The sequence below is a fragment of the Rhodopseudomonas pentothenatexigens genome, from assembly GCF_900218015.1.
GTDB classification, from domain to species: Bacteria; Pseudomonadota; Alphaproteobacteria; order Rhizobiales; family Xanthobacteraceae; genus Rhodopseudomonas; species Rhodopseudomonas pentothenatexigens.
On the sequence record NZ_UFQQ01000011.1, the window covers coordinates 57,175 to 77,765 of the forward strand.

17 protein-coding genes and 1 pseudogene are annotated in these 20,591 nt (G+C 65.5%); 13 read left to right on the forward strand and 5 right to left on the reverse strand.

Features of this window, described 5'->3' with window-relative positions; translation table 11 throughout:
* Positions 1 to 62: 62 nt before the first annotated feature.
* The gene (locus DWA33_RS12020) at positions 63 to 2,378 is read left to right on the forward strand and encodes a TonB-dependent receptor (RefSeq protein WP_114358333.1); all 2,316 of its coding nucleotides are present in this window, start codon (positions 63 to 65) and stop codon (positions 2,376 to 2,378) included.
* A gap of 107 nt (positions 2,379 to 2,485) precedes the next feature.
* Positions 2,486 to 2,788 (forward strand): DUF2218 domain-containing protein, encoded by a 303-nt coding sequence (locus DWA33_RS12025; protein ID WP_114358334.1) that lies wholly within the window; start codon positions 2,486 to 2,488, stop codon positions 2,786 to 2,788.
* Between the two features lie 98 nt (positions 2,789 to 2,886).
* Here the strand turns inward: DWA33_RS12025 and DWA33_RS12030 are convergent, their stop codons facing one another.
* Both DWA33_RS12030 and DWA33_RS12035 read right to left on the reverse strand, forming a co-directional pair.
* The gene (locus tag DWA33_RS12030; protein WP_114358335.1) at positions 2,887 to 3,141 is read right to left on the reverse strand and encodes a hypothetical protein; all 255 of its coding nucleotides are present in this window, start codon (positions 3,139 to 3,141) and stop codon (positions 2,887 to 2,889) included.
* A gap of 59 nt (positions 3,142 to 3,200) precedes the next feature.
* On the reverse strand, positions 3,201 to 3,950 hold the full coding sequence (locus tag DWA33_RS12035) for a hypothetical protein (protein WP_114358336.1): 750 nt from the start codon (positions 3,948 to 3,950) through the stop codon (positions 3,201 to 3,203).
* A 410-nt stretch (positions 3,951 to 4,360) separates the two neighbouring features.
* Between DWA33_RS12035 and DWA33_RS12040 the strand changes: the two genes are divergently transcribed.
* The 6 genes and pseudogenes from DWA33_RS12040 to DWA33_RS12065 all read left to right on the forward strand — a co-directional run bounded on the left by DWA33_RS12040 (position 4,361) and on the right by DWA33_RS12065 (position 9,197).
* The gene (locus DWA33_RS12040) at positions 4,361 to 4,939 is read left to right on the forward strand and encodes a class I SAM-dependent methyltransferase (RefSeq protein WP_114358337.1); all 579 of its coding nucleotides are present in this window, start codon (positions 4,361 to 4,363) and stop codon (positions 4,937 to 4,939) included.
* A gap of 8 nt (positions 4,940 to 4,947) precedes the next feature.
* Positions 4,948 to 5,607, forward strand: a complete 660-nt coding sequence (locus DWA33_RS12045) for a DedA family protein (protein ID WP_114358338.1) — start codon at positions 4,948 to 4,950, stop codon at positions 5,605 to 5,607.
* A 272-nt stretch (positions 5,608 to 5,879) separates the two neighbouring features.
* Positions 5,880 to 6,716 carry a UDP-2,3-diacylglucosamine diphosphatase gene (locus tag DWA33_RS12050; protein WP_244601286.1) on the forward strand — a complete coding sequence of 279 codons (837 nt, stop codon included), beginning with the start codon at positions 5,880 to 5,882 and terminating at the stop codon, positions 6,714 to 6,716.
* A gap of 119 nt (positions 6,717 to 6,835) precedes the next feature.
* Positions 6,836 to 7,079: pseudogene (locus tag DWA33_RS12055) on the forward strand (ATP-dependent DNA helicase RecG); the annotation flags it as partial.
* A gap of 82 nt (positions 7,080 to 7,161) precedes the next feature.
* On the forward strand, positions 7,162 to 7,836 hold the full coding sequence (locus tag DWA33_RS12060; RefSeq protein ID WP_114358339.1) for a response regulator transcription factor: 675 nt from the start codon (positions 7,162 to 7,164) through the stop codon (positions 7,834 to 7,836).
* Positions 7,833 to 9,197, forward strand: a complete 1,365-nt coding sequence (locus DWA33_RS12065; protein WP_114358340.1) for a sensor histidine kinase — start codon at positions 7,833 to 7,835, stop codon at positions 9,195 to 9,197. Before DWA33_RS12060 ends, DWA33_RS12065 begins: the two co-directional genes overlap by 4 nt.
* Positions 9,198 to 9,223: 26 nt before the next feature.
* Here the strand turns inward: DWA33_RS12065 and DWA33_RS12070 are convergent, their stop codons facing one another.
* Positions 9,224 to 9,853: a helix-turn-helix domain-containing protein gene (locus tag DWA33_RS12070; RefSeq protein ID WP_244601270.1), complete on the reverse strand. Its 630-nt coding sequence runs from the start codon at positions 9,851 to 9,853 to the stop codon at positions 9,224 to 9,226.
* 217 nt (positions 9,854 to 10,070) lie between these two features.
* Between DWA33_RS12070 and DWA33_RS12075 the strand changes: the two genes are divergently transcribed.
* The 5 genes from DWA33_RS12075 (at position 10,071) to DWA33_RS12095 (ending at position 18,166) form a co-directional block, all read left to right on the forward strand.
* The gene (locus DWA33_RS12075) at positions 10,071 to 10,703 is read left to right on the forward strand and encodes a response regulator transcription factor (RefSeq protein WP_114358342.1); all 633 of its coding nucleotides are present in this window, start codon (positions 10,071 to 10,073) and stop codon (positions 10,701 to 10,703) included.
* Positions 10,704 to 10,791: 88 nt separating this feature from the next.
* A complete protein-coding gene (locus DWA33_RS12080; RefSeq protein ID WP_114358448.1) occupies positions 10,792 to 11,178 on the forward strand; it encodes a response regulator transcription factor in 387 nt (128 codons plus the stop codon).
* A gap of 34 nt (positions 11,179 to 11,212) precedes the next feature.
* Positions 11,213 to 16,306 carry an AAA family ATPase gene (locus DWA33_RS12085; protein WP_114358343.1) on the forward strand — a complete coding sequence of 1,698 codons (5,094 nt, stop codon included), beginning with the start codon at positions 11,213 to 11,215 and terminating at the stop codon, positions 16,304 to 16,306.
* A gap of 113 nt (positions 16,307 to 16,419) precedes the next feature.
* Positions 16,420 to 17,130: an alpha/beta fold hydrolase gene (locus DWA33_RS12090; protein ID WP_114358344.1), complete on the forward strand. Its 711-nt coding sequence runs from the start codon at positions 16,420 to 16,422 to the stop codon at positions 17,128 to 17,130.
* A gap of 193 nt (positions 17,131 to 17,323) precedes the next feature.
* On the forward strand, positions 17,324 to 18,166 hold the full coding sequence (locus DWA33_RS12095; RefSeq protein WP_167443203.1) for an alpha/beta fold hydrolase: 843 nt from the start codon (positions 17,324 to 17,326) through the stop codon (positions 18,164 to 18,166).
* A 72-nt stretch (positions 18,167 to 18,238) separates the two neighbouring features.
* Here DWA33_RS12095 and DWA33_RS12100 read toward each other — a convergent pair whose 3' ends face one another.
* Both DWA33_RS12100 and DWA33_RS12105 read right to left on the reverse strand, forming a co-directional pair.
* Positions 18,239 to 19,672 carry an alginate export family protein gene (locus tag DWA33_RS12100; RefSeq protein ID WP_114358346.1) on the reverse strand — a complete coding sequence of 478 codons (1,434 nt, stop codon included), beginning with the start codon at positions 19,670 to 19,672 and terminating at the stop codon, positions 18,239 to 18,241.
* Positions 19,669 to 20,589, reverse strand: a complete 921-nt coding sequence (locus DWA33_RS12105; protein ID WP_114358347.1) for a VOC family protein — start codon at positions 20,587 to 20,589, stop codon at positions 19,669 to 19,671. Before DWA33_RS12105 ends, DWA33_RS12100 begins: the two co-directional genes overlap by 4 nt.
* Positions 20,590 to 20,591 lie beyond the last annotated feature (2 nt).

The following is a 20,591-nucleotide window of genomic DNA, read 5'->3' on the forward strand; positions in this document are numbered from 1 at the left end:
AACTTCCGCGGCGCGACGATAGCCCTCCACGACATTCCACGAAGAACATCTCGGAGAGATTGATGAGAAAGAACATTGGTCAGGTCGCCATAGTCGTTTCGGGCTTCGGCGTGATGCCGCTTACCGATGGGGCCTCGGCGCAAACATCGTCGTCGCGCTCGACGAACTTGCCGCCGATCGAAATCCTCGAACCGCAAGCGCGTCCGCGCGCGGCGAGCCGGCCTGCGGGCACCGCCGCCAATCCGCGCCGCGTCGCATCCCGTCCGCGTGCGCGGCAGGCCGAGGCGCCCCCGGCGGTATTCCCCACGCCCGGTGTGCCGCAGACCGGAACGGTCGGACAACCGCCAGTGCCCTATGCCGGTGGACAGGTCGGCAGCGGTGCGCGGCTCGGCCTGCTCGGCAACACCTCGATCTTCTCGGCGCCTTTCAACATCACCAGTTTCACCTCCAAGCTGATGGAGGATCAACAGGCGCGGAGTATCGCCGACGTTGTGTTGAACGATCCGTCGGTGCGCAACGACGCCCCTCCGTTCAGCGAGCGCGACTCGTTCTTCATCCGCGGCTTCTCGGTGACCAACCTCGACACCGCCTATGACGGACTGTTCTATCTCGCCAATCCGCGGCGCAGCTTCCTCGAGGGCATCGAGCGGGTCGAGATCCTGAAAGGCCCGAGCGCGCTGCTCAGCGGCGGCACCGCCCGGGTCGGCGGCACGATCAACCTGATCCCGAAACGGGCCGGCGACGAACCGCTGACGCGTCTGACGACCGGCTGGATGAGCGACTCCCAGATCTGGAATCACCTCGATGTCGGTCGCCGCTTCGGCGACTTCAAGGAATGGGGCGTTCGCTTCAACGGCTCCTACCGCAAGGGCGATACGCCGCTGGAGCTCAATTCGGTCGAAGTCGGCGTCGCCTCGCTGGGTCTCGATTATCGCAGCGAGGACTTCCGCGCCTCGCTGGACCTCAACAGCTCGGTCCAGCACATCAATGCGCCAACGTCGCTGTTCAATTCGGCGGCACCGAACATCGTGATTCCGCCCGCGCCGAGCGGCCGCATCAATACCGCAAGCAAGGACGAGTACATCGACAGCCGCTACAAGATGATCGCCGGCCGGGCCGAATACGACATCCTGCCGGACACCACGCTGTATCTTGCCGGCGGCGGCAGCATCTACAACGAAGACTTCCTCACCTCGTCCTATCGGATCACCAATTTCAACGGGACGGCGACCAACACGCTCGCAATCCAGCCGCAGGAGCTGCAAGGCTACACCGGTGAGATCGGGCTGCGGTCGAAATTCAGGACCGGCGTGATCGGCCACCAGCTCAACATTTCGGCGGTCGAAGCCAACAACGAGCTGTATCGCGGCGGAACGCTCGGCTTCACGCCGTACAGCTACGTGACCAACATCTACAATCCCGTGCGTCCACGTCCGGGGGCGTTTCAGACCAGCGGCTTCGCGCAGTCCGACGACCGGCCACTGCTGTCGCGACTGACCGCTCGCAGCGTCGCGGTCTCCGACACGCTTTCGTTGTTCAACGACCGGCTGCTTCTGACCCTCGGCGGCCGATGGCAGGACATCGCGCTCAGCGGCTTCGTCACTGCCGCAGGGCCAACGCAGGGAACCCGCTCGTCCTACTATAACGAAGCCCGGTTCAGCCCCGCTGTCGGCGCCGTGATCCGCGCGACGGATGAGCTGTCGATCTACGGAAATTATATCGAAGCGCTCGAAGCCGGACCGACGGCGCCCGCGACGGCGCGAAACTCCAACACGGTCTTCCCGCCGACGGCGAGCAAGCAACAAGAGGTCGGCGCCAAGTATGATTTCGGTTTCGTGGCGCTGACGGCCTCACTGTTCCAGATCGAGCAGCCCAGTGCCTACACCGATCCCACCACCAACATCTTCTCGGTCGACGGACTGCAGCGCAACCGCGGTGCCGAATTCAACGTCTTCGGCGAACCGTTCAAGGGGTTCCGGCTGCTTGGCGGCATCGCACTGATTGATGCCAAACTGGTATCGACGATCGGCGGCCGCTACAACGGCAACGACGTGCCCGGCGTGCCGACCACCTCGCTGACCCTCTACGGCGAATACGATCTGCCGGCCTGGATGGCCCCGGGCGTCACCCTCACCGGTCGCGTGATCCACACGGCCGACGTGTTCTACGATCAGGCCAACACGCAGACCGTCTCCGGCTGGACGCGGGTCGACCTCGGCGCCCGCTACACCTTCGTGGCCCCGAACGGCAAACCGGCGGTCCTGCGCGCCACCATCGAGAACGTCGCAGACACGGCCTATTATCTGTCCGCTGCGCGCGGCTATCTGGCCGTCGGCGCGCCTCGCACCTACATGGTGTCGGCGACCTTCAACTTCTGATCGCCGATCGTGCGGCGCGCGATCGGCGACGCCGTCCAAACGAACGAAACGGCTCAGGCAGCGCCCCGCCTGAGCCGTTCATCAACCAAGCAACATCGAGATCGTGCATGAACTCATCCCCGACCTCCGGCCCACAAACGACCCACGCCTCCGTGCCCACGGCCAACGCCAGCCGCTATCTTCAGCAACTCTGCAAGCACTGGGCGCACAAATTCGAAACCGAATTCGATTCGACCCAGGGCCGGATTTCTTTGCCGCTGGGAGAGGCTCGGCTGACCGCCACGTCCGACGCTTTGATGATCGATCTGACCGCGACCGATGCGGCCAACATGACGACCTTCCAGCAGGTCGTCGTCAGCCACATCGAGCGCTTCGCATTCCGGGAAGAGCTGCGTTTCGTTTGGGAGTGAAGGATTATCTATCCACCACGATAGACTCGCGTGTTGGTCGAGTTAGCAACCGCCAGCTACACCACATCATGGGACGCGATCGGCATGCAGGCAGATCCTTACTCCCGTCGAATGAGGATCGAGATATCGCCGCCATACAGTGCGCGGATGCCCGAGTCGCCGAACATGATCAGATCGCCCGCGTAGCTGCGGTCCTCCGGGAACCGCGCGGCAATCGCCTGACGGCCGCGCAAGTAAGAACCGTAGCGGCTCGACGCCGGATCGTTGTAGCCGCGCCCGCCGGCCTTGAGCTCGGCGAAATACACGCTGCGCAGGAAGATGGCCTGCTGCTCGACCGGCTTGGCGGCGAACACCGCGCGGGCATCGGCGGCGTGTTGTGCCCGGCAACCGTCGTAATCGGCGAGCCAGGCGATCAGTTCGGCCTCGTAGGTCCGAGCGACCTTGCCGGGATGATCGGCGAGCGGGATGCCGACGGCGGCGAGATTGGCGGCGTCGAGATACTTATGAAGCGCCGCGTAGTCCGCCCCGTCGCTCCCGAGCCCCGCGGCGACGACGATCGAGGCGCCGGACCGCGTGTCGCCGGAGGCGAGCGGGCCGACGAAGTGATGGCGCCGAGGTTGCCCTGATAGACGGTGCCGCCGGCCGACACGTCGAGGGAACCGGGGCCGGCGATCTGGACGTTCAGGTACAGGATGTTGCGGCCGGCCGCGACGATCGACACGTCGGTCGGATCGGCACCGACGATCAGACCGGGAAACACCTTGTTGTATTGATCACTGTAGCCGACGCGGCCGAAATTGACGATGTCGCGCCCGGCCCGGCCCCGGACCGGCATGCCGCCCTGATAACAAATGTCGGTGTTTCCGGTGGTGGAGTTGCAGACCTGCGCCACCGCACCGATCGCGAGGTTGAGGACGTCGCCGCTGCGAGCTTCCACCAGAATATTGCGGCCGTCGCCGGCGTGCAGGTTGGAGGTGACGGTGTCCGGCTGGAACGTGAAGTACGACGGCGCGATGCTCGGCTTGAACGGGTTGGGGACGGCGTTCGGGCTCGCCTCCGCGCCGGAGACCGCCCGTCGCGCGGCAGCGAGCGTCTTGCCGGTATAGTCGGCGATCGAGCACGGCCGCGTCGTATTTGCCCTTCCCGATAAGCGCCTCGGCATCAGACAGGTTCGACGCGTGATCGACAAGCATGTCATGGCGCGTGGCACTGCCCGCAGTGGAGCGACCAGTTCCGGCCGGTCTTCTACCGACAGAAATTGCATTCGCGGGCGTATTTGCGGCCACGCTCACGCCCGTTAGCTGGCCTCATGTCTACTGGCGATTTTTTCCGCGGCACGCGTTGGCGACAGACTGGCGCAAGGTTTGCGTGAGACTGAAGGCCACTTGTCGGGTCCGGCTTCGTCATCCTGCTGCGCCGGACACTGCTGCTCAACCCGCGACGGAAGCCGTCCGCTTTCGACGGCGGAGATCAGCAGAACCAAAAGAGCAGACCTGAAAGCGATGTACATGACGTCAATAGCAAACCACCCCCGCATCACCGTCCGTACGTTTATTGTCCGGGAGATCCACCATGTCGACCGCTGACATCCTGCCATTTTTCCGAGCGTGGATTCGCAATCCGTTGCGCGTCGCCGCTGTCGCCCCGTCGGGGCCTGCCGTCTCATCCCTGATGGTGCAGGGGATCACGGCCGAGACCGGGCCGGTCATCGAGCTCGGCCCCGGCACCGGTGTGTTCACCCGCGCACTGCTCGGGCGCGGAGTCAGGCAACAGGATCTGACGCTGATCGAATACGGCTCCGAATTCATCCCGCTCTTGCAGCGACGCTTTCCCGGAGCTCGCGTGCTGTGGATGGATGCAGCCTGGCTGCGCAGGGAAAAGCTGTTCGAGGGCGCGCCGGTCGGTGCCGTCGTCAGCGGGCTCGGGCTGCTCACGATGCCGCCGGAGAAAGTCTTTGCCATCCTTGACGGCTCGTTTGCCTATCTCCGCCCGGGCGGCGCCTTTTATCAGATCACCTATGGCCCGCATTGCTCCGTTGCTGACGTGATCCTGGATCGGCTCGGCCTGCAAGCAACCTGCATTGGGCAGACCTTGCGCAATCTGCCGCCGGCGTCGGTGTATCGGATCAGTCGCCGCTACCCTCACGTTTGAGAGGCACCATGGACACGTCGAGCACGATTGCAGTGTTTCTCCATTTCGGCCTGCTGGGCGTTGGTTGCCTGGCGGTGGCCGAGAAGTTCATCCCGCTGTTTCCGTCCTATGTCCTGCTGATGCTGCTCGGCCTGACGGTTGCCGACGGCACGACGCTCGCCATGACCATCATCGCGACAAGCATCGGATCCCTGCTCGGGGCGATCTGTTGGTACGGCATTGGCCGTGCGTTCGGTTCGCAGCGTATCGAGGGGCTGGTGACGCGCTATGGAAAGTATGTGTCGCTGCGTCTCGCGCTCTATCGCCGACTCACCGACGCTTACCGCGGCAATCATTTCTGGGTGACGGTGATCGGCCAAACGCTGCCGGTGGTGCGGATTTATCTGGCTCTGCCGGCCGGTGTCCTGCGATTGGAGCCGCGAACCTTCGTCGCTGCCACCGCGATCGGCATCGTGATCTGGAACACGCCGTTCCTGACGCTTGGCTATGCGCTACGCGGCAGCAGCCACGATCCTGTCGCTGTCGGCGTCTGGGTCGCCGCGGTCATGATCGCCGCTGAGGCCGCGATTATCCTGGGGCTTCGCCTCTACAAGCGTTCGATCGCGCCGCCCCGTCTTGCACGGCCGCGTGCAGCCGCTGCGCCACTGAGCGCCGAGGAGTTCGCATGAGAGCACTGTTTGCCCGTTTCAGATCCGGCTCCCGTGCGCTCGAGCATCTGTTGGCCGCGGTGCTGACCCTGCTCGCCAGCCTTCAGTTCGGCGTCGCGGCGTCCGATGGCCGGCATCGTGGCGCCCAACTCGCGCTGCTCGTTGTGGCGGTCGGCGTCTACTGGCACCGCTCGATCTTCAGGCGGCGCGCCAGCCGTGACGTGACGAAGGTCATCGCGGGCCTGGCGGAAGCCGCGGCGGTGACCTTTCTGCGCGAGCACCGCGACCGCGATCTGCCGGCGCAGCAACCGGACGCGGCCAGCTCCCTGCCTCGGGATGTCATCAGGGTCAGGAGCCTGTTCATTTCCGACGTCCACCTCGGGACCAGAGGATGCCAGGCCGATCGGCTGATCGACTTTCTCCGCCACCATGACGCTGAAACCGTGTTCCTGGTCGGCGACATCGTTGATGGCTGGTGTCTGACGTCGAACTGGTACTGGCCGACGGCGCACAATGCGGTCGTGCAGGAGCTGGTCGACCTCGCGCGCCGGGGCAAGCGCCTCGTCTATGTTGCCGGCAATCACGACGAGTTTGCGCGCCACTATGTCGGCTCGGCATTTGGTGGCCTCGAAGTGGTCGACTACGCGATCCACCATGGTCTCGACGGGCGCGACTATCTCGTCGTCCATGGTGATCATTTCGATCTCGTCGTGCGTCACGCCCGCTGGCTCGCTTTGCTCGGCGATGCCGGCTATCGTGCAGCGTTGTCTTCCAACGTCTGGTTGAACAAAATCCGGAGCCGGTTCGGGCTCGCCTATTGGTCGTTCTCGTCCTGGGCGAAGTTGCGGGTCAAGAATGCGGTCAACCACATCGGCCGTTTCGAGGAGGTGCTGTCCTCGGAAGCGGCGCGCCACCAGGCTCAGGGCGTGATCTGCGGCCACATCCATCACGCGGCCATGCATGACGATTTCGGCGTTCGCTACATCAACACCGGCGACTGGGTGGAATCCTGCACCGGGGTCGTCGAGCATCATGACGGTCGCTTCGAGATCGTCAGGTGGACCGAGGCACGCCCGCACCAGATGCCGCTCGATGCGGGTGTGGTGCCATTCACAAAAGCGGTGGCATGATGCGCGGACTTGTCGCGACCGCCCCCTGGGCGTCCGCAGGTCAGGCGTGGTTCGCTCGCTGGAATATCTCGCCAGCGAAGCGCCCTCCCTCGGAGCTGATATCGGCTTCCGCATCGAACGAGGAAGACCTCAAGCTGCGTGGCGAAGGCGACGTGCTCGGCATCCGTCAGAGTCGCCCACCAGGATACCGGATCGCGCGCTCCGCAGTCCACGGCCAGTTGATCACGCAGGCACGCGACGAGGCGTTGCGGATTCTCAACGACAATCCGAAGCTGACCGGTCAGAGCGGTGAGGCGTCGCGCTGCCAGCGTTATCTCTACGAGCGAGCGCGACGAGGCATTGCCGCTGCTCGGCGCCGGATGAACGGTTAGCTTCCGCGCTGCGCAAGGTTGACGCAATGTTCGCCGAATATACCGAATCCCGATGAGGTCGGAAGGGTTCTGCTGTGCGTGTGCTCCTGGTGGAGGACGAGCCCGAAATGGCGGCGGCGCTGGCCGGCGCCCTGCGAAACCACGACATGGTGGTGGATCGGGTTGCGACGCTCGGTCTGGCCAGCGAGGCTCTGATCGACAACAGCTACAGTGCGATTCTGCTCGACCGCCAACTGCCCGACGGCGACGGGCTCTCGCTCATCCCCGCGTTGAGAGCGAAGGGCCTGATGACGCCCATCATCGTGCTGACGGCGCGCGGCGACCTCGCCCAGCGCGTCGCGGGACTGGATAGCGGCGCCGACGATTATCTCGGCAAGCCATTTGCCATCGCCGAACTACTGGCCCGGCTGCGCGCGGTGCTGCGCCGGCCGAGCGGTCTGTCGGAGGAGATTCTCAGGCTGGGCCGCCTTTGCTTCGACGGCGCCCATCGCCAGGCCAGCGTCGCCGGCGTCGACCTCAACCTGCCGCGGCGCGAGCTGCTGGTGCTCGAGGCGCTGCTGCGGCGGTCCGGTCGAACCGTCGCACGCGCCGCGCTGGTGCAAGCGGTGTACGGCTTCGAAGATGAAATCCAGTCGAACGCACTGGACACCCACATCTCGCGGCTGCGCCGGAAATTGATCGACGCCGATGCCGGCGTCGAGATCCACACCATTCGCGGCATCGGCTATCTGATCAATCGCTTACCATGACGACGGCTCCGCGCACCTCGCTGCGATGGTTGTTGGTCCGCCGCCTCGTCGCGCTGCAGGCGATGGTGCTCGCGATCCTGACGGTCGCGTGGATCGGCACGTTGTGGGCGGGCGGCTTCGTGGTGCCGCCCGAGCCTGAAGACCAAACCATCGGTGCGATCAGGGATGCGGTCGCGCGCGATGAGTCGGGGGGGCTGACGCTCAGGCAGACGCCGATGTTGGCAAGGCAGTTCGCGGCGATGCCCGAGCTTTGGTTTCTGGTCAGAGACAAATCCGGGCATTCGGTCTCGCGCGGCGAAGTGCCGGCCGAATTTGCCCGGATCGGCGATTCCCTCGACGCGATCGGACAGGCCCGCCTCGGCTGGACTGCCGGCGACGCGCCACACGGTGGGGCGCGGATGCGCTGGGTCGACGCGCCCGGCGGCCCGCTCCAGATCCTGGCCGGCGCCGGCGGCACGGTGCCCTGGCATCGGTTTGCCGGCGTCGTCGCCGCGCTGATGGCCAGCATCATTCTTCCGGTCACCGTCGTGATGGCGCTGGCGACGCTGATCGCGACCCCGATGGTCGTGCGTCGCTCACTGGCCGGCCTCGCAACCGCCGCGGCGGAGGCCGAGGCGATCGACATCGACCGGCGTGGCACGCAGCTTCCGCTCGACCTGGTGCCGAGCGAGATCGTGCCCTTGGTGCGCGCCGTCAACGATGCGTTGCGGCGCCTCGACGAAGGATTGGAGCGTCGCGAGTTGTTCCTGGCGAACGCCGCCCATGAAGTGCGAACGCCGATTGCGATCCTGCAGACCCGTATCGAGTCACTCGATCTCGGTCCGCAAACGGCGCGGCTGCTGGAGGATATGAAACGGCTGTCGACCCTTGCCGACCAGCTTCTGGACGTCGAACGGCTTGGACAAACCGCAGCGCCGTGGGTTGCCGTCGACCTGGTCGACATCGCCCGCCGCACCACCGCGGACCTCGCCCCGCTCGCCATCGCTGCCGGCTACGAGATCGGGTTCGAAACCACGGTCGACGTGCTCACGATGCCGGGCGACGAAGGTGCACTGGAGCGCGCGATTGCCAATCTGATTCAGAACGCAGTCCAATACGGCGGCCGCCGCGGCCGCATCCTGGTTCGCGTCAGCGCATCGGAGCTATCCGTGATCGACGAGGGGCCGGGCGTGCCGAGCGGGGATCGCGAGCGCGTGTTCGAGCCGTTCTATCGTGTGAGTCCGGGCACTCGCGGCGCCGGACTCGGTCTCAACCTGGTTCGCGAAATCGCGCGGTTGCACGGCGGCCGCGTCGAAATCAAGGATAGCACGACAGGGGCCCACGTCGCGATCATGTTCGGCGCGCGCTCACGCCTTCGCTAGATCACGTCGCCTATACGGCCACGAGTTCATGCTTCCGACGAAACCCTTGTTTCATGTATTTGAAACTCGCGTTCACGCCGCTGTCGGCGCCAGGCGTTCGGCGTCGTTCCGGTGAAACGGCGGAATATCCGCGACAGATGGGCCTGGTCGCTCAGTCCGCAGGCAAGCGCGACTTCCGAGAGCGGCAGATCAGTGCTCTGGATCAGGTCCTTGGCGCGTGCGACCCGGCGCTCCAGCAGGAAATTGCGGGGTGCGACGCCGAGGCTCTGGCGAAATCCCCGCGCGAAGTGGCTGGGGCTGAGATCGATCAGTTGCGCCAGATCCCTGATCCGCAGGCTGCAGTCGATATTCTGCTCGATATGCCTCAGCACCCGGTTCAGCTGCCATCGCGCCAATCCGGGGCCGCAGGACTTCGCCGCGGGCATGTCGTCCATCAGGTCGTGCCGAGCCTTCACGTCGCGCAGTAGCGCCGCCGCGCGCTCGATATACGACTGCGCAATGGCGGGATCGGACTGGACGGTCTCGGCTGCCTTTTTGAGGATCTCCGCCAGACAGACGAATGCCCTCGCCGTGCTCGGCTGATCACCGCTGGTCGTGAGGCTGTGCATCGACCGATCTCCCGTTGCCGGATCGCAGGGGCACGATCCGCTGGCCATCGCACGACACCAAACGATGTCCGGCCGCCGTTCGATAGTCGAACCAACGTGCCGTCGCGGCCTGCATTGGTTTCGTCGGGAGCAAACCAAGGTTTGCTGTCGGCGGCCTCAGCGACACTTGGTCCGGGCGAGCCGGAGCCGCCGCGGAGTGGTTGGCATTCGGCATCGGGTGGAATAAGATGCTGAAATTACACACGGGTCGTCTTTCAAAGCCAGCATGACAGCATCAGACAGCCCCTTGATCGTCGTTGTCGATGACGACGCCGACATCAGGGATGCGCTTGCCGGCCTGTTTCGATCGATCGGCAACCGCGTCGTCTCGTTCGAATCGGCTCAGCACCTGCTCGCGGCCGGCGTCCCGGACGACGCCAACTGCTTGATCCTCGATGTTCGGCTGCCCGGCACCAGCGGCCTCGACCTGCAGACCATGCTGACAAGGCTCGATATTCGCATTCCGGTGATCTTCATGACGGGCTACGGCGACGTGCCGATGTCCGTTCGCGGCATGAAGGCCGGCGCCGTCGACTTTCTGACCAAGCCGTTTCGTGAGCAGGAAATGCTCGACGCCGTGTCGGTGGCGGTCGCGCGGGACCGACGGCGGCGCGAGAGCGACGGCCGCCGTGACGACATCCTGCAGCGCTACGCCGCGCTGACGCCGCGGGAGAAACAGGTGTTCGACATGGTCTCGGCCGGCGCGCTGAACAAGAACGTCGCCGCCGATCTCGGACTGAGCGAGATCACCGTCAAGATCCATCGCGGTCGCGTGATGAAGAAGATGGGCGCCCGCTCGTTCGCGGATCTGGTGCGCATGGCCGAAGTGATCGCCCCGCAATCCCGCGAGGCGACGTAAAACCATCGTATGACTTATAAGGCCGGGAACGCTGCCGCAGAGTCGCTCGACGTCGGATCGTGCTGCATCACCCTTGAGGATGGCCGAAATGACCATCGGCAAGATCATAACGGTGATCGACGACGACGAGAACGTTCGGGTCGCGATCGAAGAACTGGTTCGCTCCCTCGGCCATTCGGCTCGGGGCTTTGCTTCTGCGCGGCAGTTCCTGGAGTCCGGGATCGACGACGCGACGGCTTGCCTGATTACCGACGTCCAGATGGCAGGACTGAACGGACTTGAGCTCTACACCAGGCTGATCGCGGGCGGCAAAGCGCCCCCGGTGATCTTCATCACCGCGTTCCCCGACGCACGGATGGAGGCACGGGCCCATGCGCTCGGGGCGCTCGGTTTCCTGAGCAAGCCGTTTGAAGCACAGACGCTCGTCCACTGCATCCAGAAGGCTTTGGCGTCCCGCGACAGCGCATCGGGCTGATGGGGCGATCGTCCACCACCACCGGAGCATCGCCGTGAAGCACATCACCGCTGCGCTGGATCTCGTGACGCGGGGCAGCGACTTCAGCGTGTACCGGATGCGCGGCGACGACCCGCAGCCGCAACTGCTGATGGTCGCCGAGTCCGACGATCCCTGCCCGCTGGAGCGCGTCAGGCAGGAATTCGAGCTCACCCGCGATCTCGATCCGACGATCGTGGTTTGTCCACGCGAGCTGGTATCGGCCCAGGGCCGACCGGCACTGCTGATCGACGATCACGGCGCGCGGCCGCTGTCGGAACTGCTGGCGCAACCGGTAGTCGTGCCCAGGCTGCTGCGCCGGGCGATCGGCATTGCGCACGCGCTCGGCCACATCCACGAGCGCGGGCTGGTGCATCGCGGCCTGCGTCCGGACACGATCTGGGTCGACGATTCGGATCGGATACGGCTGAGCGGCCTTGGAAGCGCGTCGCGATCGCGCCGGGAGCGCCGCGACCTCGGCTTGTACGACGGTCCATACGGCTCGTTGATCTACGTCTCGCCCGAGCAGACCGGACGGGTGAACCGCTCGGTCGACAGCCGTAGCGACCTCTACGTGTTCGGCATCATTCTCTATCAGATGCTCGCGGCCGGAAGCCTGCCGTTCCACGCCTCCAATCCGGCGCAGTGGATTCACCATCATATCGCACGCCGACCCAACCCGCTGCCCTCCAGCGGCACCGCGACCGCCGCGATCGAGCGTCTGGTGTTCCGGCTGCTGGAGAAGTCTGCCGACGACCGCTACCAGAGCGCTGCCGGCGTCGAGCGCGATCTGCGGGCTTGCCTGGCAGCGTGGGAAGCGCACGGGCACACCGCCGGGGTCCGATTGACCGCACAAGACCCGGCCGGGGTCGTGCGGATGCCGGAGAAGCTGTACGGCCGCGACAGCGAGATCAACGCCATCCTGGCCGCCTATCATCGCGCCGCCACGACCGGTGCGACCGAATGGGTGCTGATTTCCGGCTATTCCGGTGCGGGCAAATCGTCGGCCGTCAATGAACTGCGCAAGAGCCTTACGCCGACCAACGGCTGGTTCATCGCCGGCAAATTCGACCAGTACAAGCGCGACACCCCGTTCGCCACGCTGGCGCAGGCGTTCCATTCGCTGGTCCGTCAGATCCTCGGCCGGGACGCCGATGCGTTGGAGCTGTGGCGCAGGACACTGCAGGCCGCGGTCGGCGAGCACGGCGAACTGATGATCAATCTGGTGCCGGATCTGGCTCTGGTGATCGGCGAACAGCCGCCGCTGCGGGAGATGCCACCGCAGGACATGCGCGGGGTGTTTCAAGCCCTGCTCGGCCGTTTCATCGCGGCGATCGCCCGGCCGGAACACCCGCTGGTGCTGTTCCTCGACGACCTGCAATGGCTGGACAAGGCCACGGCAGATTTCCTGGAGCGGTTAGCCGACAGCACCGAGACAAACCATCTGCTGGTGATCGGCGCCTATCGCGACAACGAAATCGACGACGCCCATCCGCTCACCCGAGCGCTGCAGAACATCCGGGCACGGATGCCTCATCTCGTCGAGATGCGGCTGACTCCACTCGGTCAGATCCATGTTCGGGCGCTGGTCGCCGACGTGCTGCGCTGCGCCCCGGACGAGGTCGCTCCTCTGGCGGCGCTGATTCACCGCAAGACCGGCGGCAACCCGTTCTTTGCGATCCAGTTCTTTTCGTCGCTCATCAACGAGCAACTGGTCCGCTTCGACGTACTGGCCCAGCGATGGAGCTGGAATGTCGAGCTGATCGAGGGCAAGGGCTTCACCGACAACGTCGTCGATCTGATGAGCCGCCGGCTCGACCGCTTGCCGGCGCACACCCGCGCGATCCTCAAGATCTTCGCCTGCATCGGCATGAACGCGGATGCCCACCTGCTCGGACGGCTGTGCGACATGGCCGCGGCCGACGTCCACGACGGACTGCAGGATCTGGTCGCCAGCGAACTGGTGTTGCGAGCTGACGACGACTATCGCTTCGTTCACGACCGCGTCCGTGAGGCCGCCTACCGGCTGATCGATTCGTCCGACCTGCCGCGGACCCATCTGGAGATCGCTCGCCACCTCGCCACCAGCATTCCGACCCGGCCGGACGCTCTGTTCCAGATCGTCGATCACTACAATCTCGGCGCCGCACTGGTCGCCTCCGACGCCGAACGGCTGGCGGTCGCGCGGCTCAATCGCGAAGCCGGCCGCAACGCCATGAAGGCGATCGCCTACCACTCGGCGCTGGCTTATCTGTCGACCGCGCTGTCATTGCTCGGGACCGACGGCTGGGACCGCAACGCCGCTCTTGCCTTCGAGATCGAACACCTGATCGCCGAATGCGAATTCCTGACCGGCGCGATGGCACAGGCCGAGGCGCGATTGCAGCGCCTCGAGCACAATGCACCGACACTTCAGGCCCGATCCTTCGTGGTGGCGCTGCAGATCACGCTGTACACGGCGATCGACCGCAGCGACCGCGCGATCGACGCCTGCCTCGCCTATTTGCGCGACTTCGATATCACCTGGCCGCGGCATCCGAGCCGCGAGGAAGCGAAGGCCGAATACCGCCTGCTGACGGAACGGCTCGCCGGCCGCCCGATCGAGTCGCTGATCGACCTTCCGACGATAGCCGATCAGTCCAGGGCCGCCCCGATGGCGGTGATGAGCGCGGCGCTGGCCCCGGCCTTCTTCACCGATCTGAACCTCGTCTGCCTGCTGCTGTGCAGGATGGCCAACATCAGCGTGCAGCACGGCAATTGCGACGCTTCCGCGCTCGCCTACACCTATCTGGGCATGGTGGTCGGCCCGTGCTTCGACGACTACGACGCGGCATTCCGATACGGCGATCTCGGCCTTCGGCTGGTCGAGACGCGTGGCCTCGGTCACTACAAGGCGCGCGTGCACCTCACTTACGGCGCCCACGTGTTGCCCTGGGCGCGCCCGCTGCACGAGGCTCAACCGTATCTGCGTCGCGCATTCGACGAAGCCGTCGAAACCGGCGACCTGACCTACGCGGGTTTCTCGTCCTGTACGCTGATCACGAACCGGCTGTCGGCCGGGGACCCGCTCGACGAGGTCGAAAAGGACGCCGTCGCGCGGCTGGCGCTGATGCAGCGGGCGAGATTCGGCCTGATCGTTCACATCATCACTACGCAGCTGCAATACCTCCGGTCGCTGCGCGGCGAGACGATCGCGCTCGGTTCGCTCAACGGACCGGAATTCGACGAGAACGAATTCGCACGTGACCTTGCCGCCAATCGCAGCCTCGACATCGCCGCGTGCTGGTTCTGGATCCGCAAGATGCAGGCCAGCTACTTCGCCGGCGACTATGCGAGGGCGTTCGACGCGCAACGCAAGGCCGAACCGCTGCTGTGGACCACGGTCGGCCACCACGAGTACTCGATCTTTCACTTCTATGTCGGCGTCATCAGCGCCGCCCTCGCCGATTCCCCGGCTCCGCCCGCACCGCGCGCCGAACTCGAACAGCGGCTGGCGGGCGCCCACCGGCAGATGACCCTGTGGGAAGTCCACAACCCCGGAAACTACAAGGGGGCGACCGCGCTGCTCGCCGCCGAGATCGCGCGGTTGCAGAACCGCCCCTATGAGGCGATGCAGCTCTACCAGCAGGCGGTGTCGTCGTCGCGGCGCGTGCGCGTGTCGCAGGTCGAGGCCATCGCTCACGAACTCGCCGCGCAGTTTTGCCGTCAGCAGGGCTTCGACACGGCGCATCAGGCCCACCTGCTGAAGGCACGAGACTGCTACCAGCAGTGGGGAGCAATTGCGAAGGTCGAGCAGCTCGAGCGCAATCATCCCGACCTGGCGATCGGGTTTCCGGCTGCCGCGCAGGTGCCGCTCAGCCTGGCCGAAAGCTTCGATCTCGCGGCGGTGGTGAAGACCTCGGAGGCCGTCTCCAACGAACTTGGCGTTCCGCGACTGATGGAGACGCTGATGACCCTGGTGCTGGAACATGCCGGCGCACAGCGTGGCCTGCTGATCCTGCCCCAGCTCGCCGAGCTGACGATCCGCACCGAGGCGAAGACCGGCGACGGCGGCATCCAGGTCGCGCTGCGCGACGACGTCGCCACGACCGACGATCTGCCCACCTCGCTGGTTAACCTGGCCGCTCGGACCGGAGAAGCGATTACGATCGACGACGCCCAGTCCAGCCCGTTCGCCGACGACCCCTACGTCGCACGCATGGGGTCGCGTTCGCTGCTGTGCCTTCCGCTGATGAAGCGCAACAAGCTGATTGCAATTATCTTTCTCGAGAATGATCTGGCTGCCGGCGTGTTCACGCCGCTGAAGCTGTCGGTGCTGAAGCTGCTGTCGTCACAGGCCGCGATCTCGCTCAAGAACGCCTTCCTGGAAGAAAAGGACGCCCTGGTCGAGGCCCTGCAGAAATCGCAGTCGGAGCTGATGCGGATGTCGCGGCTGACCGCGATCGGCGAACTGGTGATTTCGATCGCCCACGAGATCAACCAGCCGCTGACCGCGATCATCACCAACGCCGACGTCTGCCTGCGCTGGCTCGGGAACGAGCAACCGTCGATCGCCGAAGCCCAGAGCGCCGCCCGGCGGGTGATCGAGAACGGCCGGCGCGCCGCCGACGTAGTGCAGACGATCCGCGGGCTCGCCGTCAAGTCGGCCCCGACCATGACGGCGGTGGACATTAACTCGGTGATCCGCGAAATCCTGTCGATCCTGCAGAGCGAACTGCGCCAGAACAACGTCCAGCTCGAGACCCGGCTGACCGATCCGGACGTCACCGTGGTCGGCAACCGGGTGCAGCTTCAGCAGGTGCTGCTCAATCTGTGCATGAACGCCATCGAGGCGATGGCGGCGATCGAGGGGCGGCGCACCCTGACGGTCAGTAGTGAGATCGCGGATTCGGACAGCGTCGTGGTCTGCGTCGCCGACAACGGCCTCGGCTTCGACGAGGATCGGATCGACCAGCTGTTCGAGGCGCTGGTCACCACCAAGCCGCAGGGCATGGGAATGGGACTGTCGATCAGCCGGTCGATTGTCGAAGCGCATGGCGGACGGTTGTGGGCGACCCCGGTGAAGCCACACGGTGCGCGTTTCCAGTTCGCGCTGCCACGGCCGTCCTGAGCCGCGGCGCGGCACCGCGCCTTCATTCAAGCCGCCGCAAGAAGCGACAAGAGCCGGCACATCCGGTGCAGTACAGCAGGCGTGAAGCAACGGATGCCCGGAAGGACGACGTCATGACCGCCCCACCCAAAACACTTCCCACGGTCGTGCTGGTGCACGGCGCCTGGGCCGATGGATCGAGCTGGCGCCTGGTGGTGCCGCTGCTGCTCGACAAAGGCATCCCTGTCGTCGCTGTGCAGAACCCGACGACGTCCCTCGCCGCCGACGTCGAAGCGACGCGCCTCGCACTCGACGCGATCGAAGGCCCGGTGGTGCTGGTCGGTCACAGCTGGGGCGGCGCGGTGATCACCCAGGCCGGAAACGATCCGAAGGTCAAGGCGTTGGTGTTCGTCGCCGCGCTGCCGCCGAAGGCCGACGAATCCGTGGGCGACCTAGTCGGCTCCCACCCCTCTCCTCCCGGTCTCAGCCAGATCATCGACGATGGCCGCGGGATGTTGAAGCTCAGTCCGGAGGGCTGGGTCCGCGACGTCGCGCAGGACATTCCGGAACAGGACGCGCGCGTGCTCGCCGTGGTGCAGCCGCCGCTTCCCGCCTCCACCTTCGGCGACCGGATCACCGAAGCGGCGTGGGCGACGCGGCCCAATTGGTTCATTGTCTCGGCCGCGGATCGCGTCGTCAGTATCGAGCTGCAGCGCGAGCTGGCGGCGCGCCTGAACGCGCGGACGACCGAACTGAACAGCAGCCATCTGTCGATCCTGTCGCAGCCCCGCGCCGTCGCCGACGTGATCGTCGAGGCAGTCGACTCGGTCGCGGTGGCCGGCTGAGCGCCCGCATCGGAGTTCCGCCATGACGCACAATGAACAGCACGACACCGAGACCACGCCGCCGACGCGCCGGCCCGATCTTCACATCTCGCGCCGCGTCCTGATGGTCGGCGCCGCCAGTTTGGCGGTGCTGCCCGGCAGCGCGATGTCGCAACCGATCCACCCCACCCAAACTTCACCAGGAGGCCACCCGATGAGCAGCGGATTCGTCAAGACCAAGGACGGCGTCGATATTTTCTACAAGGATTGGGGCCCGAAGCAGGCTCAGCCGATCGTCTTTCATCACGGCTGGCCGCTGTCGTCCGACGATTGGGACGCACAGATGCTGTTCTTCCTGGCCAACGGCTATCGCGTGGTTGCTCATGACCGCCGCGGCCATGGTCGCTCGTCTCAGGTCGACAGCGGCCACGACATGGACCACTACGCAGCCGATGCCTCCGCCGTCGCCGAGCATCTCGATCTGAAGAAGGCCGTGCACATCGGTCACTCGACCGGCGGCGGTGAAGTGGCGCGTTACGTCGCCAAGTTCGGTGAGCCGCAGGGCCGCGTCGCCAAGGCCGTGCTGGTGTCTGCCGTGCCGCCGCTGATGCTGAAAACCGAGAGGAACCCCGGCGGCCTGCCGATCGAAGTGTTCGATGGCTTCCGCAAGGCGCTCGCCGGCAATCGCGCGCAATTCTTCCTCGATGTCCCGGCCGGCCCGTTCTATGGCTTCAACCGACCCGATGCGAAGACGATGCCGGGCGTGGTCAACAACTGGTGGCGCCAGGGCATGATGGGCAGCGCCAAGGCGCACTATGACGGCATCAAGGCGTTCTCCGAGACAGACCAGACCGACGATCTGAAGGCCATCACCGTCCCGACACTGGTGCTGCACGGCGAGGACGATCAGATCGTGCCGATCGAGGACTCCGCCAAGCTTTCGGTCAAGCTGCTGAAGAACGGCAAGCTGAAGACCTATCCGGGCTATCCGCACGGCATGCTCACCACCCATGCCGAGGTGCTCAACGCCGACCTGCTGGCGTTCGTGAAGGAATAAGGCCCCACGGCAACCAAGCAGCGGCCCGGCCCGACACGTCGTCGCGCCGGGCCGTTGCGTTTTACCTGGCTCCTACCAACCGTATTGCAACTGGGCGCCGAGATAATCGCTGCTGCGGCCACCGGCGGTGCGGATGGTGTCGCCGACCTCGAAATGCACTGCTTCGATCGCGCCGGTGAGATGCGCGTCGAAGGCGTAGTCGAGGCGGAGTTGGACGTAGGCGCCGGTCCAGGCGCTGCCAACGCCGGCGGTGCCGGCCACCGGGACGTTCGGCTGCACGTAGATCGCGTCCGCCGTCGTGGCGCGCCATTGCAGGCCGACCGCCGCCATCAGCTTCAGCCGGTTCGCCGGCGACACGGTGATCGACGGCTTGAGATGGACGAGGTTCGCGTAGCCGGTGAAGCCCGCCAGCGTGAAGTAATAGCCGTTCGGGAACAGCGGATTGAAGGTGCCGACGACGCCGTCGTTCGGCCGGTCGTCGCCGGAGGCAGCATCGAACTGCAGCCCGAGCCGCGGCTGCCAGGTGGCCGGCAGCGTGTAGCCCGCGCGGGCTCCCACCGCCCAGGCCCGCCCCGCCGAGGCGCCTACCTGCCCGGTCTGCCCCATCGCTTCGAGGTCCCAATCGAGCGGGCCCTGCTTGCCGGCAAAGCGGATGTCGAAAATATGCCGGCGCTCATCGCCGGTGGCGTCGACATAACGCGCGCCGGCGCGCTCATACAACGAATAGTACGCCGACAGCTCGTTATTGCCGAGCACTTTGCGTTCGATGCGGAGCGTGCTGAAACGGAACTGATCCGACGAGCGATCGTCGAACGGCCGGTCGTCGAAATACTGCACCGGCCGGCTGACGAAGCCGATGAACCGCCAGGTGCCGGTCTCCCAATCGGCCCACACAGCGTCGAACGATTGCCGCACGTTGGGGCCGTCGCGCGACGACACGAAACGCTGCAGGTCGAAGGCGAAGTCCTGCCGGCCGAACCGGGCTTTGAGCAGCCCGCCGGAGAACTGCTTGGTGTATTCGAGAAACGCCAGCCGTAGGTCGACCCGATCCTGATCGACCGAGGTGACGTTCAGTTTATCGAACGCCCGATCATCCTCGAGCTGGACGAACGCCCGCCAATTGGCATCGAAATGCACATCGGCATGGACCTGCAGACGGTGGATGACATAGCTGTCGCGGGCATTGCCGGCTGTGCCGAACGCCGGGGCGTCGTTGAACTCGAACCGCTCGCGCAGATTGGCGCCGAACGACACATAGCTCTTCGGATCGGACACCCACAGCGGCACGTATTTGAGGGAATCGAACGGCTCGGTCCGCAGCTTCGGATCGGCCAGCACCGACCAATCCTCGGCCCAGCGGTTGGACTGGATCGCCGGCCGCGCCGGCGCATCGTCCGCCGCGCGGGCGAGACTGCCGAAGGCGATGAGCGCGACGGAGGCCAGCAGCGCCGAGCGGACGCGCACCGCACGCCGAACTTCCCCGCGCTCTCCGCCGGCCGCCGTCACTCGGCCGCCGCCGCGTGCCGCTGCGCCGCGGCGTGGATCTCGGCCACGTAGCCACCGGGGAATTGCAGCATCGCGGCCTTGCGGTTCTCGAACGAATAAGGCGGCACCAGCACCGTCACCCCTGCTTCCTTCGCCTTGGCCATCGTCGCATCCAGATCGGCGACTTCATAGCCCGTGGTCTCGTGGCCGTAAGGATACGGCAAATGTCCGTCGGTGACGAACACGGTCATCTTGCCGAATGCGGACTCGATCCGGATTCGCTTGATCTTGGCGTCGGGTTTCCCCACCTCTGCGCCGGATGCGACGCTGCTGTCCGACACGATCCGGCCGTGCGAGAACTTGACGAAGCTGCGCACGAACGCCTCGGCCCGATCGGCCGCGACATACACCCGGTTCTCCGGGACCGACGTGAACGCGGCATAGTCCGGCTTGGTCGTGTGCCAATACAGCTGCATGTTGACTCCGCCGGGCCACTGCACCACCGCGTCGCGTCCGATCGGATCCGGGAAGGTCGACACGATCACGGACGCGCCCGCGGCGCGCGCCTGCCTGATCGCCACATCGATATCGCTGACCAGATAGCCGTTGCGCTCAGCGCCGAACGGGTACGGGATCGGTGTCTTGAACCCGAACAACGACACCGTGCCCACCGGGGTCTGCAACAACTGCGAGGTGGTGCTGCTCGGCGTCGGCGTCACGGTTGCGACCACCTGCTTGGTGCTCTTGCCGCCGAAGGTGGCGAGAAAGCTCGCCACGAATTTATCGACGTCCTCGGGTGCCACATAGACATGTGTGGTGTCGTATTGCGGCGCGACCGCAACCGATGGGTTGGTATGGCGCGTCTGCTTTGCGGCCGCCGGCGAACTCAGCGCGGCGGCGATCGCCAGCAACAGAAGGGGTTTCGAGATCTGTTTCACGG

Excerpts from the sequence above, each read along its gene's own strand:
- DWA33_RS12020 (WP_114358333.1), top strand. The coding sequence starts at position 63 with ATGAGAAAGAACATTGGTCAGGTCGCCATAGTCGTTTCGGGCTTCGGC.
- DWA33_RS12025 (WP_114358334.1), top strand. The coding sequence starts at position 2,486 with ATGAACTCATCCCCGACCTCCGGCCCACAAACGACCCACGCCTCCGTG.
- DWA33_RS12035 (WP_114358336.1), bottom strand. The coding sequence starts at position 3,950 with ATGCCGAGGCGCTTATCGGGAAGGGCAAATACGACGCGGCCGTGCTCG.
- DWA33_RS12040 (WP_114358337.1), top strand. The coding sequence starts at position 4,361 with ATGTCGACCGCTGACATCCTGCCATTTTTCCGAGCGTGGATTCGCAAT.
- DWA33_RS12045 (WP_114358338.1), top strand. The coding sequence starts at position 4,948 with ATGGACACGTCGAGCACGATTGCAGTGTTTCTCCATTTCGGCCTGCTG.
- DWA33_RS12065 (WP_114358340.1), top strand. The coding sequence starts at position 7,833 with ATGACGACGGCTCCGCGCACCTCGCTGCGATGGTTGTTGGTCCGCCGC.
- DWA33_RS12070 (WP_244601270.1), bottom strand. The coding sequence starts at position 9,853 with ATGGCCAGCGGATCGTGCCCCTGCGATCCGGCAACGGGAGATCGGTCG.
- DWA33_RS12075 (WP_114358342.1), top strand. The coding sequence starts at position 10,071 with ATGACAGCATCAGACAGCCCCTTGATCGTCGTTGTCGATGACGACGCC.
- DWA33_RS12080 (WP_114358448.1), top strand. The coding sequence starts at position 10,792 with ATGACCATCGGCAAGATCATAACGGTGATCGACGACGACGAGAACGTT.
- DWA33_RS12090 (WP_114358344.1), top strand. The coding sequence starts at position 16,420 with ATGACCGCCCCACCCAAAACACTTCCCACGGTCGTGCTGGTGCACGGC.
- DWA33_RS12095 (WP_167443203.1), top strand. The coding sequence starts at position 17,324 with ATGAGCAGCGGATTCGTCAAGACCAAGGACGGCGTCGATATTTTCTAC.